The organism is Ruegeria sp. BHSC026 (assembly GCF_059613065.1).
The window spans coordinates 25,843-42,252 of the sequence record NZ_JBXWRV010000004.1; the positions used below are offsets into that span (position 1 = coordinate 25,843).

The following is a 16,410-nucleotide window of genomic DNA, read 5'->3' on the forward strand; positions in this document are numbered from 1 at the left end:
CCGCTGGCCTGACCGGCGGCCCCGCAAGAAAAGGATCCGCCATGAAATTTCAGCCCACGGCCAGCCATTTCATCGATGGCGAATATGTCGAAGACACCGCAGGCACCCCGATCGACGTGATCTATCCGGCTACGGGCGAGGTCATCGCCCGCCTGCATTCGGCGACGCCGCAGATCATTGAACAGGCTCTAAACAGTGCAAAACGCGCTCAAAAGACCTGGGCGGCGATGACCGGGACCGAGCGCGGCCGCATCCTGCGCCGCGCCGCCGACATCATGCGCGAGCGCAACCGCGAGTTGTCGATCCTCGAAACCCATGACACCGGCAAGCCGTTGCAGGAAACGCTGGTGGCCGATGCGACCTCGGGCGCGGACGCGCTGGAATATTTCGGCGGACTGGCCGGGTCGCTGACCGGCGAGCATATCCCGCTGGGCAGCGGTGATTTCGTCTATACCATCCGCGAGGCGCTGGGCGTCTGCGTCGGCATCGGCGCGTGGAACTACCCCACCCAGATCGCCTGCTGGAAGGGTGCCCCGGCGCTGGCATGTGGCAATGCGATGGTGTTCAAACCCTCGGAAACCACGCCCCTGTCAGCGCTGAAAGTGGCCGAGATCCTGATCGAGGCCGGCGCGCCCAAGGGCATCTACAACGTGGTTCAGGGCTATGGCGATGTGGGCGCCGCGCTGGTCACCGACCCGCGCGTGGCCAAGGTGTCGCTGACCGGATCGGTGCCCACGGGCCGCAAGGTCTATGCCGCCGCCGCCGAGGGCATGAAACACGTCACGATGGAACTGGGCGGCAAGTCGCCCCTGATCGTGTTCGACGACGCCGATATCGAAAACGCCGTCTCGGGTGCGATCCTGGGCAATTTCTATTCCTCGGGCCAGGTCTGTTCCAACGGCACCCGGGTCTTCGTTCAGAAAGGCATCAAAGAGGCCTTTCTGACCCGACTGACCGAACGTCTGGCCAAGGTGAAGATCGGCGACCCGATGGATGAGGCCGTGAATTTCGGCCCGATGGTCAGCGAGAACCAGATGAACATCGTTCTGGGCTATATCGAGAAGGGCAAGGCCGAGGGCGCACGGCTGGTCCATGGCGGCGCGCGGCTGGATCGCCCGGGCTTCTACCTTCAGCCAACGGTCTTTGCCGACGTGACCGACGACATGACCATCGCCCGCGAGGAAATCTTCGGCCCCGTCATGTCGGTGCTGGATTTCGAAACCGAAGACGAGGTGATGGCCCGCGCCAACGCCACCGAGTTCGGCCTGGCCGCCGGCGTGTTCACCAACGACCTGACCCGCGCCCATCGCGTGGTGGCCGGTTTCGAGGCAGGCACCTGCTACATCAACACCTACAACCTGGCCCCGGTCGAGGCGCCGTTCGGTGGGTCGAAAATGTCGGGCGTCGGGCGCGAGAACTCGAAGCTGGCGATCAACCACTATTCGGAAATGAAAACCGTCTATGTTTCGATGAACGACGTCGAGGCGCCTTACTAGACGATCCCAAACCGGGATTCCGTCCAACTTGCCCTGTTCCCGACATTTGGGGTCGGGAACAGAGCATACGGTGTCCGCACACTGTGGCTGACTTCTGAAGCAGAGGGGTGACGCGCCCCCGCCAGTCAGGAGAGAAGCCCAATGAGAACCCATGCACAGGCCGTCGTGATCGGAGGGGGCCTTGTCGGTTGTTCGATCCTCTACCATCTTGCCAAGCTGGGCTGGACCGACGTGATCCTGCTGGAGCGGGACGAGCTGACCAGCGGTTCAACGTGGCACGCGGCGGCCAACATCCACGGGCTGCACGACAACAACAACGTCACCCGCATCCAGCACTACACGATGAACCTGTACAAGCAGCTGGAAAAGGAAACCGGGCAGGGCTGCGGCGTGTTCCAGCCGGGATCGCTGTATCTGGCCCAGACCGAAGCGCGCGAGCACCAACTGCGTTTGCAAGAGGCCAAGGCGCGGTTTTACGGCCTGAACTTCTATGAAATCAGCCGCGAACAGGCGATGGAGCTGCACCCACTGGCGCAGTTCGACGACATCCGTTGCATCATGTACGAACCCGACGGCGGCAACGTGGACCCCTCGGGCGTAACCCATGCCTATGCCGCCGGAGCGCGCGCGCTGGGGGCCGAGATTCAGCGGTTTTGCCCTGTAATAGGGACTGAACAGCAGCCTGACGGCTCGTGGATCGTGCGCACGGAAAAGGGCGACATCCACACGCAATGGGTGGTCAACGCAGCCGGGTTGTGGGGGCGCGAAGTGGCCGCGCTGGCCGGGCTGGAGCTGCCGCTGCAACCGACCGAACACCAGTATTTCGTGACCGAAGCGATTGACCAGGTGGCAGCTCTCGGCCGCCGGCTGCCCTCGATCGCCGACCGCGACGGCGAATATTACTTCCGGCAGGAAGGCAACGGGTTGCTGATCGGCGCCTATGAGAAAGACATGCGTTTCTGGGCCGAGGACGGCACGCCGCTGGATTTCGCCCATGACCTGTTTCCCGACGATTTGGACCGGATCATGGAGAACGTGATCCGCGCGACCGAGCGTGTGCCGGTGGCCGCGACCGCAGGCGTGAAACGGGTGATCAACGGCCCGATGATCTGGTCGCCGGATTCCAACGCCATCTGGGGGCCGGTGCCCGAGCTGCGCAACTATTTCTGCTGCACCGGTATTATCCCCGGATTCTCGCAATCGGGCGGGCTGGGGCTGTTGGCCGCGCAATGGATGATCGAGGGCGAGCCGCAATACGACATGTTCGCCTGGGATCTGGCGCGGTTCGGCGACTGGGCCGACAAGAACTTCACCAAGGCGCGGGTCGCGGACCAATATTCCCACCGCTTTGCCATCCATTTCCCGAACGAGGAACGCAGCGCCGGCCGCCCCGCTCGTGTGCGCCCTGCCTACGAGATGCAGAAGCAGATGGGCGCGGTCTTCGGCCTGAATTGCGGCTGGGAACACCCGCTGTGGTTTGCCGATCAGCCTGGAACAATCGAGACCACCGGCTTCACCCGCCAGAATTGGTTCGAACCGGTGGGCCAGGAGGCCCGGTTGCTGCGCGAGAGCGTGGGCGTGATCGACATCTCGAACTTTGCCAACTACGTCATCAAGGGGCCGGGCGCGCATGACTGGCTCGACCGGCTGGTGGCCAACCGAGTTCCGACCGAGGTGGGACGTTCGTGCCTGACCCCGCTGATCTCGGTGCGCGGAGGCGTGGCGGGGGATTTCACCATCACCAAGACCGCCGAGGACGAATATATGATGATCGGCTCGGGCATGGCCGAACGCTATCACCAGCGGTTCTTCAACATGGTGGACCTGCCCGAAGGCACCACCTTCGAAGTCGCCACCAACCGCATCGCAGGCGTCAACGTCGCTGGCCCGAAATCGCGCGAGGCCTTGCAACGGCTGACCAACGCCGACCTGTCGAACGCGGCGTTCCGCTTCATGCGCTCGGCCACGATCGAGGTTGCCGGGGTCACCTGTCTGGCCATCCGTGTCAGCTTCACCGGCGATCTGGGGTGGGAGCTGCACTGCGCCGAAAGTGACCAGATCAGACTCTATACAGCGCTTCTGGATGCTGTCCGCGCCTGCGGTGGTGGGCCGGTCGGCAGCCGGGCTCTGGGCGCATTGCGGATCGAAAAGGGTTATGGCTCGTGGGGTCGTGAGTATTCTCAGGAGTACTGGCCGCACGAGGTCGGTCTGGATGGGTTGATCAAGCCAGACAAGGATTTCCTGCACAAGGAGGCCTGGCTGGCGATCAAGGACAATCCCGCGCGCGAGGTGCTGTCGATTTTCGAGGTCAATGTCACCCACGATGCCGATGCCAGCGGGGGCGAGCCGATCTTTACCCCAGATGGTACGCCCGTCGGGCGCGTCACCTCGGGTGCCTATGGCTACACAGTCGGCAAGTCGCTGGCCATCGGATACGCCAACCCTGATGTCGCCCAGCCGGGTGACGAGGTGCATGTCTTCATCCTGGGTAAGCCGCACAGGGCACGGATCTTGCATGCGCCTCCGTTCGACCCCAAGGGCTTGCGATTGCGTGACCAAAAACCGGTGATGGAGGGCGCCAAGTGACCGAAACCTTCGCCCGCGTTGCCGAGTTTGTTCTAAACCGCCCGGCGGACCAGATGCCCGACAGCGCGCGCGAAGCGGCGGCCCTGATGCTGCTGGATACTTTGGGCATCGTGGTCGCCTCGACCCCGATGGAGGCAGGCGTGATCGCCCGCGACACTGCGGCATTGCTGTACGGAACGACCGATCATGCGTTCTCGGCGCGGATGCTGTGCGATGGGCGCCGGGTCAGTCTGGCGGGCGCAGCTTACGCGGCCGCCACGCAGACTGACAATCTCGACGGGCACGACGGCTACAACCCGACCAAGGGGCATATCGGTGTCGTGGCAATACCCGCGCTGTGCGCATTGGCCGAGCACTGCCCTGACCTGTCCGGACCCGATGCCTTGGCGGCCGTCATCACCGGCTACGAAATCGCGGGCCGCGCGGGTATCACGTTGCACGCCACCGTCAGTGACTATCACACCTCGGGGGCGTGGAACGCACTGGGCGTCGCGGCGATGGCGGCCCGCTTGCGGGGCCATTCATCCGACCAGTTGCGCCAAGGCCTTGGCATTGCCGAATATCACGGCCCCCGCAGCCAGATGATGCGCGAGATCGCCAACCCAACCATGCTGCATGACGGCTCGGGCTGGGGCGCGCTGGTGGGAATGTCGGCGGCAATTCTGGCCGAGCGCGGCTTTACCGGCGCCCCTGCCATCACCATCGAGGAGGACCGCGCCGCACCCTATTGGCAGGACCTCGGCACGTTTTGGCAGATGGAACATCAATATGTGAAACCCTATCCGATCTGCCGCTGGGCCCATGCCGCCATAGACGGGCTGCGCACGGTGATGCACACACACGGTCTGACCCATGACCGGATCGCCCATGTTGATATCAATACCTTTCATGAGGCATGCCAGCTGTTTTCCGGCGTGCCGCAGACGACGTCTCAGGCTCAGTACTCGCTGCCCTTCGCCGTTGCGGTGCAAGCGGTGCACGGCCGGATCGGAGTGGAACACTTGATGGGGTCGGGGCTAGCTGACACGGACGTGGTCGGGTTCATGTCACGAATTTCGGTTCGAACATGCGATCGGCACTCGGCCCGGTTTCCAGCCGGACGCTGGGCGGACGTCTCGGTCACGACACGCGACGGCCGGTTGTTGCACTCGGGGGACACGCATGCCCGGGGTGGCCCCGAAGCGCCGATGTCGCGCCAGGATGTCATTGGCAAATTCCGGGAATTCGCGACGCCGCAGATCGGGGGCGATGCCAAGACGCTGGCCGAGGCTGTTCTCGACCTGGTCGACCCCGATGCGCGGTTCGACCGAGTTGCCAGCTTTCTCTACCCGGGCCTTGACCGGTAACGCTCGCCCCGCCCGATGTCAGGTGTCGGGCAGCAGGGGATAGTCGGCAAGCCGATCATACCGCGATCCCTGCGGAGTCAGGGTCGAGGAGAAAAGCGCGAACCGGTCTACCGGCATGTCTGGCGCATCCGGCAAGAACCCGGAAAAACCCTTGAGCAGAGCCGGATTCGCGCCGCGCTGGATGGTGATGTGCGGCCGAAATCTGCGCCGCGGTACGTCGATGCCCGCCCTTCGCGCCAGTTGCAGAGTTTTCGTCTGCAATTCCTGCAAGGACGGGTTTTTCGCAACGGCCAAGTGTATGGTGTTTCCAAACATTCCCAAACCGTCGAACCGGATGCAAAAGGCAGGGTGCTGAACGCGCTCCAATTCGACATGCAGAACGGAAAGTTGTTCTTCCGGCGTGTCCCCCAGAAAAACCAGTGTGACATGCAGATTCTCCGCCACAACCGGGCGACCTCCGGAAAAGCCGGATTGTAGGGCGCGGCAGTACCGCACCAGGTCCGGCGTTGCGGGAATGGCCAGAAAACTGCGCATTTCGTCCAGACCTGACAGGCCGGTTCGGGGCCTGTCTCATGGGTTTGTATTTCGGTCAGCCCATCTTGAGCTGGCGGACGAACTTTGCAAGCCTCGGCGCGACGCCCATGGTCGGTTCAAGGTCGTCATTCTGCGTCCGTTTCGACAAGAGCCAGCAGATCTCGGATTTTTTCGCGCGTTCCGGTGCTGGTCTCCAACAGTTCCCGCGCGTCCTTCAAGGGCGATTCCGGTGACCGTTCCGCCGCGTTATCCAGTTCAGCGCTCAAGGCCATCAACCGGCCCACTCGACCGTCCGAAAGGTCGATCTGCGCCCTTGGCGAACCCGCAAACCACGACAGCCGGGCGGCCTCGACATCCTCTCCCAACTCGGTCAGGATCCCTGCGGCTTCCTCAAATTCGCCCAGCTCGGTCAGTGCCGCGGCCCGCAGACGCTGGGTCCGCTCGGATCGGTCGTCTGCCAGTTCTTCCAGCGCCTGTCGCGGCTGGCCTTCCATCATAGCGACGCGGGCGCGCAGCCATGCTCGGTCGCGCTGGCGGGTCCGGTCTTGCCCTTTGTCGACCAGCCGCCGGACTTGCGAGGAAAAACCCAGATCGGCATATCGCTCGGCCAGGGCCAGGGCGGTGTCGGTGCTGAGGCGTTGAACCAGCGACGGATCCATCGCGAAGGTCATGCGGACGAAAGTACCGTCATCCGCCCGTTCTGCCATCAACTGCAGGATACGGTTCTGAGTGCCATCCCAATCGGCGTCCCCCACATGAGCCGTGGAAAGCCGGAATGCCGGTTCAAACTCGTTGAACAGGCTCAGCGCTACGGCATGGCTGCGAGCCATGACGGGCCCGAGTTCCGAGTTCTTCAGTTCAACGGCATAGGCCCCGGCAAGGTCCAGCTGTCTTTGGGTGATCGCGCCACGGTCGGCCCATTGCTGCTCGATCAGCCTTGCCAGAGCCAACGGAGCTTCGACCCGCGCCTTGGGATCCTCGATCACCCTGCTCAGCAACGTTCTGCTGCTTTGCGCGTCTTCCGCGGCTGAGGCGACTTGGGCCTTTGCCAAGTTGGTTTCGGCGCTGACTTCTGGCTCGATGCGCTCCACCGAGCGCAGAATCCTGCGGGCAGCCTCCTGTTCTTCGGCCTTCGTGAAGACCTGCGCCAATCTGGGACCAAGATGGCGCCGCAGATGTTCGGGCAACCGTTGGAACGATTGCTCGACTGTTTCCGGCCGAGCCTCGGGCTGCAACTCTCCTTGGGCGAGCGCGGCCCAAAGCGCTATTGCACCGTCACAACGTTGCAACCCCTCGAATGGTGGCGGCCCGTCGGATGGAAGCGCATCGATGACCGTCGCAATGCCGGCAACCCACTCTGCTTCCTCGGGAACCTGGGAGAGCAGGCCCAACGTTTGTACCGCTTCGGCTCCGAAGCCGAAATAGGTCAGGACCTCGGCAAGCCTGATCACGGCGTCTGGATCGATGCGATCGAACTCTTGGAACAGGGCGCGGCGTAGGTCTGCCACCTGCTGATGGAACGGACGGCCATCTGTCCAGGACTCGAAGTCCAATGCGGCGTCCGAGATGCAGGCCGGCCCAGGTTCCAGAATTGGCAATGGTAAATTCGCCATGAAGCCCAACTCGTCCAAAACCGAGGTTATCGCCAGGTTTGGTGACAGGTCGGACCCAAGCAAAGTCGGCGGAGGCGGCGTCGAGGCGCGCGGCCCGACGCCCGACAGGTCGAGATCGACGATCTCGCGGTCGGCACTCTGCAGGAAGCGGGTGGCTAGACGGTCTTCGATGTCTTGCCGGCTCAGGCGCAGTAAAGGTTCGGCCAGATGGGTCAAAGGCAGGTCTTTGGCCGGTGTCGCCTGGTCCACGCGGGGAAGAACCGGTGGCGGGATATCGAGATCGGGCAAGGGCAGCGCCTTCCCCGGAGCGATGTCCACCACGACCATCGTGTCCTTGAACAGAAAAGCGGTTGCCGCACAGTCGCAGCCGAATTCCAATTCCAGCGGCGCGCCCGGCTGCGCTTGCGTGAGGCCCGAAAGCCGGTTGCCCGACAGGCGTGTAAATACCGATTTCATGTCGAACACCACGTCGGTCAGGGCCAGCGAAAGGGTGGCCCCCTTCTTGCGATGTGTCAGCCGCCAGGAGGTTCCGGTCGGAACTTGCACCACCAGCCGGGTATAGCCATCATGTTCGCCCGATCGCACCGGAATGGTGGTTTGCGCCACTGCTCCTCCGGTCGCGAAGCCCAGAAAAGCAAATACCAGAGCCAGCCTTCGCATCATGCCGCCGCCTGCTTGATTTCCTTTAGTGCTTCTTCCAGTTCAGTGAAATTCGGCCGGTTGTGGGTCGGCGTGTTCTGCCGTCCGACCTCGATACACATCGCCGCGTTGTGGTTGTGAAGGTTGGCGACCAAAACTTCCTTGATCAGTTGGTAGAAATGGTTGTCTTCCTCGACGACCGCTTTCAGCTTTCCGGCGAACGGGCCGACTAGGCCATAAGCCAAAAACACCCCCAGGAAGGTCCCGACCAATGCGCCCCCGATCAACTTGCCCAGAACCTCCGGCGGCTGGTCGATCGACCCCATGGTCTTGATCACACCCAGAACCGCAGCAACGATTCCCAAGGCCGGCAGGCCGTCGGCAACCGTCTGAAGAGCGTGGCTGGAATGCATGGCATGGTGAAAATTGGCTTCCATGCGTTTCTCCAGAACCTCTTCGACCTGGTGCGGGTCATCATAGTTCATCGCCGCAGACCGCAAGGTGTCGCAGATCAGGTCGACGGCCTCCTTGTCGGCCTGAATCTTGGGATACGCCGCGAACAGAGAGGAGTTTTCCGGATCCTCGATATGCCCCTCGACCTCGACCGGGTTGGACCGGGCCAGCCGGATCAGCGAAAATAACAAGCACAACAGGTCCCGATAGTCTTCGGGTTTCCATTTTGGGCCCTTGAACACCTTTCCCAGATCCTTGACCGTATGCTTGACCGCGGACATGTCGTTGCTGATCAGGAAAGCGCCGACGGCGGCCCCACCGATCATCATCATCTCGAAAGGCAGGGATTTCAGGATGATGGCCATCTTGCCGCCGGCGGCAAGATAACCGCCGAAAACCATCGCAAAAATGACGACAATACCAAGAATTCCAATCATGCTTGCTCTCCGACAGGGCGACATTTGGAGTGGTGGGGCAACGGCCTACTCCGTAGGTGCGTTGGCATTGCGGCCTGCCAAGACGACACTGATCGTATAGGCCACCTGAGGGTTCAGCCCGGCCATGATGCCGGCGGCGGTATCCGAGGGCATGCGCGCCAGGAAACCCGCGGCGAATACAGGGTCCATCGTTTCGAACAACTTTGCGGCATCCTTCGGCTTCATGTTCTGGTAGACAGCGGTCAGACGCGCCAGATCCCGCTCGGCCGCCTGGTCGGCAACGGCCAGAGTTTCCCGCAGCGACTCTTCGGCCTTACGCAGATCGGCGAGGCGCTGTGAGATCGTCTTTTCCGCGATCTCGACTACCTTTTCCTTCTCGCGCAGCATGTTCTCCCGCTGTCGGAGCGCGGTTTCCCGCTGCGACAGCTCGGCCAGAAGCGCGTTCAAGTCCGAGGCTTGGGGTTGTGGATCGTGGTGCTCGGCCGCAGCTTTGGGTGCGCGGGCAAGGGCGGGCCCCGCCTCAAGCCCCAATCGGATGACGGCGGACCCGATCATCAAGGCGGAGATCAGGGTCAATACCCCTCCGCGCGCCCGCGGTTGCGCGTGTTGCGGGGCGGAGGTCATTGTCGCGCCTCGCCGCGTTGAGTCGTATGACGGAAGAACAGGACGCCTTTGGGCATCGCTTTTGCCTCCTCGGCGCCCTTCTCCGAACCGCCCCTTGCGTCAGGCTCGTCGTTCGGCTCGGTATCACCTCCGCCCGAGGCGTCTTTCGCTGTCTCTTCACCTGCGCTCGCGCCATTTTCTGTTTCGCCGCTTCCTGCGTCGGCTACGCCCGCTTCGGACTCGTTGAATTCCGGTTCGGCCGGTGCCGTGGGCGGTTCGTCAGGTCGAACCAGGTCGTCAGGTTGCGGCGGTTCGTTCTTTTTTTCGGTATCCGAGCCAGTCGCGGGCACCACATCGTGCATCGAGGCCATGATCAGCTCTAGCCGTTTGGCAACCGATTCCGCGCGTTCGGTCAGGCCTTGCAGTCGCTGCCCAGACTGATCCGAGGCCGCTCGCGCCGCGTCCAGGGATTTTCTCAGCTCTTCCGCCTGGGCGGACAGCACGGAAACCGCCCCGCCGACCCCTTTCTCAAGGTCGGTGAACCGCTTGAGTCGCCGGGCCAGAACGAAACAGTACAAGCCCGCCCCAAGCGCGCCTGCCGCCAGAAGAATGTCCGCAATCAGCTCCAATTTCGCCTCCTAGTTCAACACGAATTCCATGACCAGAACGTCACGCACCCGGCCCTCGCCCACGACCATGCCGATGCGCCGCAGCAAGTGGCCGCGAATCCGCACCAACGCCAGCGAGTCCTCGAGGTCCGACAGATCGACTGCGCGCAGATAGCTGTTCATGACATCCACGATTCGGGGTTTCATCGCCTCGACTTCCGAGGCATATCCGGCCTCGACCTCGAGCTGAGCATGGAATTTCAGGTGTCGCGAATCGCCGGTGGTTACCGCAACGATGACCTCCGGCAGGTCGACGAACTGAACGTTCGGCGCCGCATGGCCGGCGGGGGACTTTTCCGCCGTTTCTTCATGCGAATCTCGGCCCAGCGGCAACAGCCCTGAACTGGTCATAAAGTACCCGCCGGCAGCGCCAGCCAAGGCCAGCACGAGCCCAACGATCAGCCCTGCTTTACCCGATTTTTCAGGGACTTCTGCCTGTTCTGCAGTCGCGTCCGTCATGGCGTCCTCATTCTTGCGTTCGGACACCGTCATAACCCTGCAGGGACTAACCGATTGTTAAGGGCAATCGTCCAAACAAGGGACGAGCCGCACAGAATGTCGGCGAGTCGGAGGTGAGCGTGCAGCAGATCGGAACTGTCTGGGCAAGTTTGGACAGGCGCAAGCAAATCATCGTGGCGGGCGCCGCGATCCTGGTATTCCTGAGTGTGCTGGCCATGTCGCGGCTGGTGACTTCTCCATCGATGACCCTGTTGTATGCCGGGCTGGAAAGCGGCGCGGCGGGCGACATCGTTCGCGCACTGGATCAACGCGGCGTCGCATATGAGATCCGGGGCGGTTCGATCTATGTGCCAGCCTCCCAGCGGGATGAACTGCGCATGACGCTGGCGTCCGAGGGCCTGCCGGCCAATGGCAATCGGGGCTATGAACTGCTCGATTCGCTCAGCGGGTTCGGCACCACGTCGCAGATGTTTGACGCCGCCTATTGGCGCGCGAAAGAGGGTGAACTGGCCCGCACCATCGTCAGCAGTCCCCATGTCAGCCAGGCGCGGGTGCATATCGCGAACGGGTCGTCCAACCCGTTCCAGCGGTCGGTCGCCCCCACGGCCTCGGTCTATCTTGTGCCGGCTGGCGCCCGGGTGACGGCCGAGCAGGCCAAGGCAATCCGATTCCTGGTCGCCTCGGCGGTGACCGGATTGGCGCCCGAGGATGTTGCGGTGATCGATTCCAACGGCGCGGTCGTCGGCCCGCAAGAGGCCACGGTCGCTGCCGATACGGCCGACGACAAGGCCAAGCAGCTGCGCGAGCGGGTGTTGCGCCTGGTCGAGGCACGCGTTGGCCCCGGAAATGCCGTGGTCGAGGTGAGCGTCGATACCGTGACCGAGACCGAGTCGATCCGCGAGCGGCGGTTCGATCCCAAGGGCCGCGTTGCCATCAGCACCGATATCGAGGAACGCTCGGACAGCTCGCGTAACCAGTCTTCGGACGTCACCGTGGCGTCGAACCTGCCGGATGGCGATGCCGCCGGCGGGGACGAGTCGAATTCGACCGCGACCCAGACCCGCGAGCGTGTGAACTACGAGGTGTCCGAGACCGAATTGGAAGTGCATCGCGCCCCGGGGGCGATCAAGCGCCTGACCGTGGCGGTCATGGTGAACGGCACGCGCACGGTGGATGCGTCGGGAGCGTCGGTGTTCCAGCCGATGCCCGACACCGAGCTTGAGGCCCTGCGCGAACTGGTGGCCTCGGCGGTCGGCTTCGATGCCGAACGCGGGGACGTGATCACGCTCAAGTCGATGGAATTGCCGCAGGTGGAGCCGCAGGGAACCCTGGCCACGGCCTCGATCTGGCAGAACATTCATCTGGACACGATGTCGTTGATCCAGATGGCGGTATTGGCGATCGTGTCGCTGGTGATGGGGCTGTTCGTGATCCGTCCGATCCTGACCACCGCTCCGGTCGCGGCATTGCCGCCGGCGGCCGAGCGGTCGACGGCACCGGATGCCCAATATCTGGTCGGCGAGATCGCCGACGGCCAGGATCAGGATTTCGCGCCGCTTGCCCCGGCCGCCGACCAAGGTGCGGTCCCCGCAATTGCGCAAGCCACGTCCGAGGATGCGGTCGCGCGTCTGCGCAGCATGATCGGCGACAAGCAGGAGGAAACGGTCGAAATCCTGCGCAGCTGGCTTGAGGAAAGCGAGGAGAAGGTGTGATGTCGATAGCCCATCTGCTCGAGGATTTCACCGCCCAGGCCGAAGGCGCCCCGATGCGCCTTCTGGACGAGGAAGCGTTGGAGGAAGAACGGTTCGCAGCCTTTGAAAAGGGATACGGGGCCGGCTGGGAGGACGCGTTGCAGGCTCAGGGGCAGGGCCGGGCTGCCCTGACCGAAGAGTTGCGCGCCGCCTTCGCGGACCTGTCTTTCAGCTATCACGAGGCGCTGACCCGCATGACCTTGTCGCTCGAGCCGATGTTCCAGTCGCTCGTGCAGGTGGTTCTGCCGCAGGCCATCGATCAGGGTTTTGCCGCGCGCGTAGTCGAACAGTTGTGCGAACTGTCACGTGAACAGGTCGCCCAGCCGGTGCACCTGGTCGTGCCTCCGGGCGCGGCCGAGGACGTCTCGGCGCTGTTGCCCGGCGGCATCGACCCCGCACCCAAGGTGGTCGAGGACCCGGCGCTGCAGCCGGGTCAGGCGCGGTTGCAGGTCGGCATGGCCCGCGCCGAGGTCGATTGCGCGGCGCTGTTGGAGACGATCGCCGCAGCGTTCAACGCGTATGTATTCGAGGCAAAAGAGGCTTTGGCAAATGAGTGAAAACCCGCCCCCCAAACCGGAAAAACACAACCCGTTCGAGACGGTGCCGATCGAAGTGACCGTCTCGGTCGGCCGGGCGCGTCCGTTGGTTCGCGACCTGCTGAACATGGGCGAAAACGCGGTTCTGACGCTGGACAAACGTGTCGAGGATCCGGTCGACCTGTATGTCGGCGATCAACTGGTTGCGCGTGGTCTGCTGGAAGAGATGGAGGGGGAGCATGCCGGCCAGCTTGCCGTGCGCCTGACCGAGATATCGGATTTCAAGACCGGGCTGGGATGATGCGCGGCGGATTCTGGCTGATCCTCGCGGCGGTGTTGCTGGCGCCGGCACTGGCTTCGGCCCAGGAGCTGTCGCTGTCTCTGGGCGAGGGCGGCTCGATATCGGCGCGCACGATCCAGTTGATTCTTCTGATCACCGTGCTCAGCCTGGCGCCTGGGCTGGCGATCATGGTCACCTGTTTTCCGTTTCTCGTGACGGTTTTGGCAATTCTGCGGCAGGGGATCGGGCTGCAACAGTCGCCGCCCAACATGCTGATCGTCAGCCTGGCGATGTTCCTGACCTATTTCATCATGGAACCGGTTTTCACACAGGCCTGGGACGACGGAATCCGGCCGATGGTCGAGGAAACGATGGACGTCGAGCCTGCGTTGGAGCGTGCGCTGGTGCCGTTTCGCGAGTTTATGGCCGCGCGGCTGGATGCCGATACGTTCCGGGCGATGGCTGCCCTGCGGCCGAATGGCGAAACGTTGGAGCTGTCGCCGCAGGCGCCTCTGTCGGTGCTGATGCCGTCCTTCATGCTGTCCGAGATCGCCCGCGCGTTTCAGATGGGGTTCCTGATCTTCCTGCCGTTCCTGATCATCGATCTGGTGGTAGCCGCGGTGCTGATGTCGATGGGTATGATGATGGTTCCCCCGGCTACGGTGTCGCTTCCGTTCAAGCTGGCGTTCTTCGTCATCGCCGACGGGTGGTCGTTGATCGCGGGAGCGCTGGTGCGCAGCTACTCGTGAGGCGGAGCGTCACCTCAGGATCGTGAACCGGGCGCGCAACCCCTGTTCGCCGGCCTCGAACCGCAGGGAGCCGCCGTGTTGTTCGGCCACAGTCGCGACGATGGTCAGGCCAAGGCCGAACCCGTCCGACGAGCCGGTGTTGGACCCGCGCCGGAAAGGGGCCATCAGCGCCTCGATATCGGTGACCGTCAGGTCGGTGCCCTTGTCCTCGACGATGACCGTGGCGGTTTCGGCATCGGTCTCCAGCGCAACCCTGGCGTGCCGACCGTATTTCAGCGCGTTGTCGATCAGGTTGGTCAGCGCCCGCCGCAGCGAGATCGGGCGGGCCATCACCAGGATGCGCCGGCTCTCCGGCAGGCTGGCGTGGCCGCGCCGGGACATGAACAAAGAGGAGGCGCCTTCGACTTCGACCGGGGCGATCTGCTGCAGATTCACCGGCAGGTCCATGTCCTGGTAGTCGGCCACCAGCGACTCGACCAGCGAGGTCAGTGAGATCTGCCGCGGTTCCTCGACGCTCAACTCCGACCGGGTATAGGTCAGCACGCTTTCGATCATCCCGGTCATCTGGTCGACGTCCGATTCCAGCTTGTCGCGCAGGTCGGGGTCGGGGATCAAGGCCGCGCGCAGCCGCACCCGCGCGGCAGGGGTGCCCAGATCGTGGCTGACCCCCGACAGGACCGTGGCGCGTTTTTCCAGCTGTGCGCGTTCATCCTGAAGATAGTCGTTCACGGCCGAGACGATGTCGCGCAGCTCGGCCGGGCCGGCAATGTCATAGCTTTGGGGACCGCCATGCCGGCGCCGGTCGCGCAGCGCCTGTGCGAAGCGGGCGAAACTGTCGGTGGCATTGCCGATCGATGTGAGGATGGCGGCCAAGGCTACGACCGCCGCCAGGATCGCCGGCAAGCGCAGATCGGTCGGCGCGGCACCGCACCCCCAGACCCTTGTTCCGTCCACCTGCTGCCAAGCACCACGGCCGTAACGGGCGATCAGGACCGGTTCGCTGCAATAGGTGGCCAGCAGCCGGGTCAGGTTTCCCATTTTCTGCGGACCGGTCTGATCGCTGCCTGAAACGATGTCGGACACCGGATAGACCAGCCGGTCGGACATCACGGCCAGTGTCAATTCGCGCCCACCCAGCGGCGCGGAACTGTCGGTCAGGATCGACAGGTTGGTTACGAAGCGCCGCTCCTGCAGGCCAGGCAGCTGTTCGAACTCGCCGGCCTCTGCCAGCCGTGCGGCCTGCGGAGACAGCGGCGTGGTCGTGATGTCAGGCAGGGCGCCGCGCCCAGTACGCAAATTCTCGTAGACGGCAAACCCGGCCGCGTAGGCCCGGGTCAGGTAACGGTCCCAGTTGCGGGCCGAAGCAAACCACAGCCCTGCCGCAAGCAATCCGGCGGCGAAGGCTCCGATGGCCCAGACCCAGCCGAGACTGCGCAGGCGCAGGGTCATGCCTCGTCTTCCACGGCCACGTCGCAGGCAAAGACGTATCCCACCCCGCGCGCGGTGCGCAGCATCTGGGGATCCTTGGGGTTGGCCTCGATCTTGGAGCGCAAACGCCCGACCAGAACATCGATGGCGCGGCCCTGAGCCTCGGGCTTGTCGCCGCTGCCGGTCACGTCCAGCGCGGCGGCGATCTCGTCGCGGGTCAGGGGGATGTGGGGATTGGCCAACAGCACCTTGAGCAGCGCGGTTTCCCGCTGCGAAAGAGACACTTGATAGCCGTCGGGGGCATGCACCTCGTCGCGTTTTCCGTCATAGACCCAGCCGCCGAAGCGGAACGTACGGATCCTCCGGCGATAGGCCAGAGACGGCGTGCGCCGCGCGCGCTGCATCACCGCCCGCACGCGCGCCAGTAGCAGCTGCGGGTTGAACGGCTTGGCGATGTAGTCATCGGCGCCCACTTCGTAGCCGGCCATGCGCTGGTGATCGGCCGACAGGGCCGACACGAAGATGATCGGGACGTCCTGTTCTCGGCGCAGGCGGGCACAGATCTCGACCCCGTTCTCGTCACCCAGCATCACGTCCAGCAGGATCAGGTCGATGCGGTCCGATTTCAGGTGCGCACGCACCTGGTCCTCGGTTGCGGCCGGCAGGGCGATGAACCCGTTCTGCTGAAAGAACTGGGTCAGCATCGACCGGATCTCCGGATCGTCGTCGACAACCAGCAAACGTGGAATGCTCACGTTCGTCCTCCCTGAGTTTCCCTACGACGCTGCCCTCAATTGTAACGGACTGCAACGGATTCAAGATCAACGTAACA

The 16,410-nt window shown here is 63.6% G+C and carries 15 protein-coding genes; 7 read left to right on the forward strand and 8 right to left on the reverse strand.

From position 1 onward, the window contains the following. Positions 1-41: 41 nt before the first annotated feature. From betB to AC2FME_RS06365, 3 genes are all read left to right on the forward strand, one after another. Entirely contained in the window at positions 42-1,496 is a 1,455-nt protein-coding gene (betB, locus tag AC2FME_RS06355; protein ID WP_496680016.1) for a betaine-aldehyde dehydrogenase, read from the forward strand. A 141-nt stretch (positions 1,497-1,637) separates the two neighbouring features. Beyond that, positions 1,638-4,082 carry a GcvT family protein gene (locus AC2FME_RS06360; protein ID WP_496799947.1) on the forward strand — a complete coding sequence of 815 codons (2,445 nt, stop codon included), beginning with the start codon at positions 1,638-1,640 and terminating at the stop codon, positions 4,080-4,082. After that, on the forward strand, positions 4,079-5,428 hold the full coding sequence (locus tag AC2FME_RS06365; RefSeq protein ID WP_496799948.1) for an MmgE/PrpD family protein: 1,350 nt from the start codon (positions 4,079-4,081) through the stop codon (positions 5,426-5,428). The genes AC2FME_RS06360 and AC2FME_RS06365 overlap by 4 nt, the downstream gene beginning before the upstream one ends. Positions 5,429-5,446: 18 nt before the next feature. Here the strand turns inward: AC2FME_RS06365 and thpR are convergent, their stop codons facing one another. The 6 genes from thpR to AC2FME_RS06395 form a co-directional block, all read right to left on the reverse strand. After that, complete coding sequence (thpR, locus tag AC2FME_RS06370) at positions 5,447-5,962, reverse strand: RNA 2',3'-cyclic phosphodiesterase (protein WP_496799949.1); 516 nt, start codon at positions 5,960-5,962, stop codon at positions 5,447-5,449. Positions 5,963-6,087: 125 nt separating this feature from the next. Continuing rightward, entirely contained in the window at positions 6,088-8,235 is a 2,148-nt protein-coding gene (locus AC2FME_RS06375) for a hypothetical protein (protein WP_496799950.1), read from the reverse strand. Then, positions 8,235-9,104, reverse strand: a complete 870-nt coding sequence (motA, locus tag AC2FME_RS06380) for a flagellar motor stator protein MotA (protein ID WP_496680009.1) — start codon at positions 9,102-9,104, stop codon at positions 8,235-8,237. Before motA ends, AC2FME_RS06375 begins: the two co-directional genes overlap by 1 nt. 45 nt (positions 9,105-9,149) lie before the next feature. After that, positions 9,150-9,728, reverse strand: a complete 579-nt coding sequence (locus AC2FME_RS06385; RefSeq protein WP_496799951.1) for a MotE family protein — start codon at positions 9,726-9,728, stop codon at positions 9,150-9,152. Beyond that, positions 9,725-10,336 carry a hypothetical protein gene (locus tag AC2FME_RS06390; RefSeq protein ID WP_496799952.1) on the reverse strand — a complete coding sequence of 204 codons (612 nt, stop codon included), beginning with the start codon at positions 10,334-10,336 and terminating at the stop codon, positions 9,725-9,727. The genes AC2FME_RS06385 and AC2FME_RS06390 overlap by 4 nt, the downstream gene beginning before the upstream one ends. Positions 10,337-10,345: 9 nt before the next feature. Further along, entirely contained in the window at positions 10,346-10,867 is a 522-nt protein-coding gene (locus tag AC2FME_RS06395) for a flagellar basal body-associated FliL family protein (protein WP_496799953.1), read from the reverse strand. Positions 10,868-10,953: 86 nt separating this feature from the next. On the opposite strand from AC2FME_RS06395, the gene fliF reads away from it, so the two are divergent. From fliF to fliP, 4 genes are read left to right on the forward strand one after another with little or no spacing between them, the layout of a single operon-like run. Beyond that, a complete protein-coding gene (gene fliF, locus AC2FME_RS06400; protein ID WP_496799954.1) occupies positions 10,954-12,546 on the forward strand; it encodes a flagellar basal-body MS-ring/collar protein FliF in 1,593 nt (530 codons plus the stop codon). Further along, on the forward strand, positions 12,546-13,142 hold the full coding sequence (locus AC2FME_RS06405; protein WP_496689649.1) for a FliH/SctL family protein: 597 nt from the start codon (positions 12,546-12,548) through the stop codon (positions 13,140-13,142). Before fliF ends, AC2FME_RS06405 begins: the two co-directional genes overlap by 1 nt. Next, a complete protein-coding gene (locus AC2FME_RS06410; RefSeq protein WP_490361532.1) occupies positions 13,135-13,422 on the forward strand; it encodes a FliM/FliN family flagellar motor switch protein in 288 nt (95 codons plus the stop codon). The genes AC2FME_RS06405 and AC2FME_RS06410 overlap by 8 nt, the downstream gene beginning before the upstream one ends. Then, a complete protein-coding gene (gene fliP / locus AC2FME_RS06415) occupies positions 13,419-14,150 on the forward strand; it encodes a flagellar type III secretion system pore protein FliP (protein WP_496799955.1) in 732 nt (243 codons plus the stop codon). The genes AC2FME_RS06410 and fliP overlap by 4 nt, the downstream gene beginning before the upstream one ends. Positions 14,151-14,159: 9 nt before the next feature. On the opposite strand, the gene AC2FME_RS06420 is transcribed toward fliP, so the two are convergent. Both AC2FME_RS06420 and AC2FME_RS06425 read right to left on the reverse strand, forming a co-directional pair. Beyond that, positions 14,160-15,599, reverse strand: coding sequence for a sensor histidine kinase (locus AC2FME_RS06420; RefSeq protein WP_496799956.1), 1,440 nt, complete (start codon positions 15,597-15,599; stop codon positions 14,160-14,162). After that, positions 15,596-16,333, reverse strand: coding sequence for a response regulator (locus tag AC2FME_RS06425; RefSeq protein ID WP_496799957.1), 738 nt, complete (start codon positions 16,331-16,333; stop codon positions 15,596-15,598). Before AC2FME_RS06425 ends, AC2FME_RS06420 begins: the two co-directional genes overlap by 4 nt. Between the last annotated feature and the right edge of the window lie 77 nt (positions 16,334-16,410).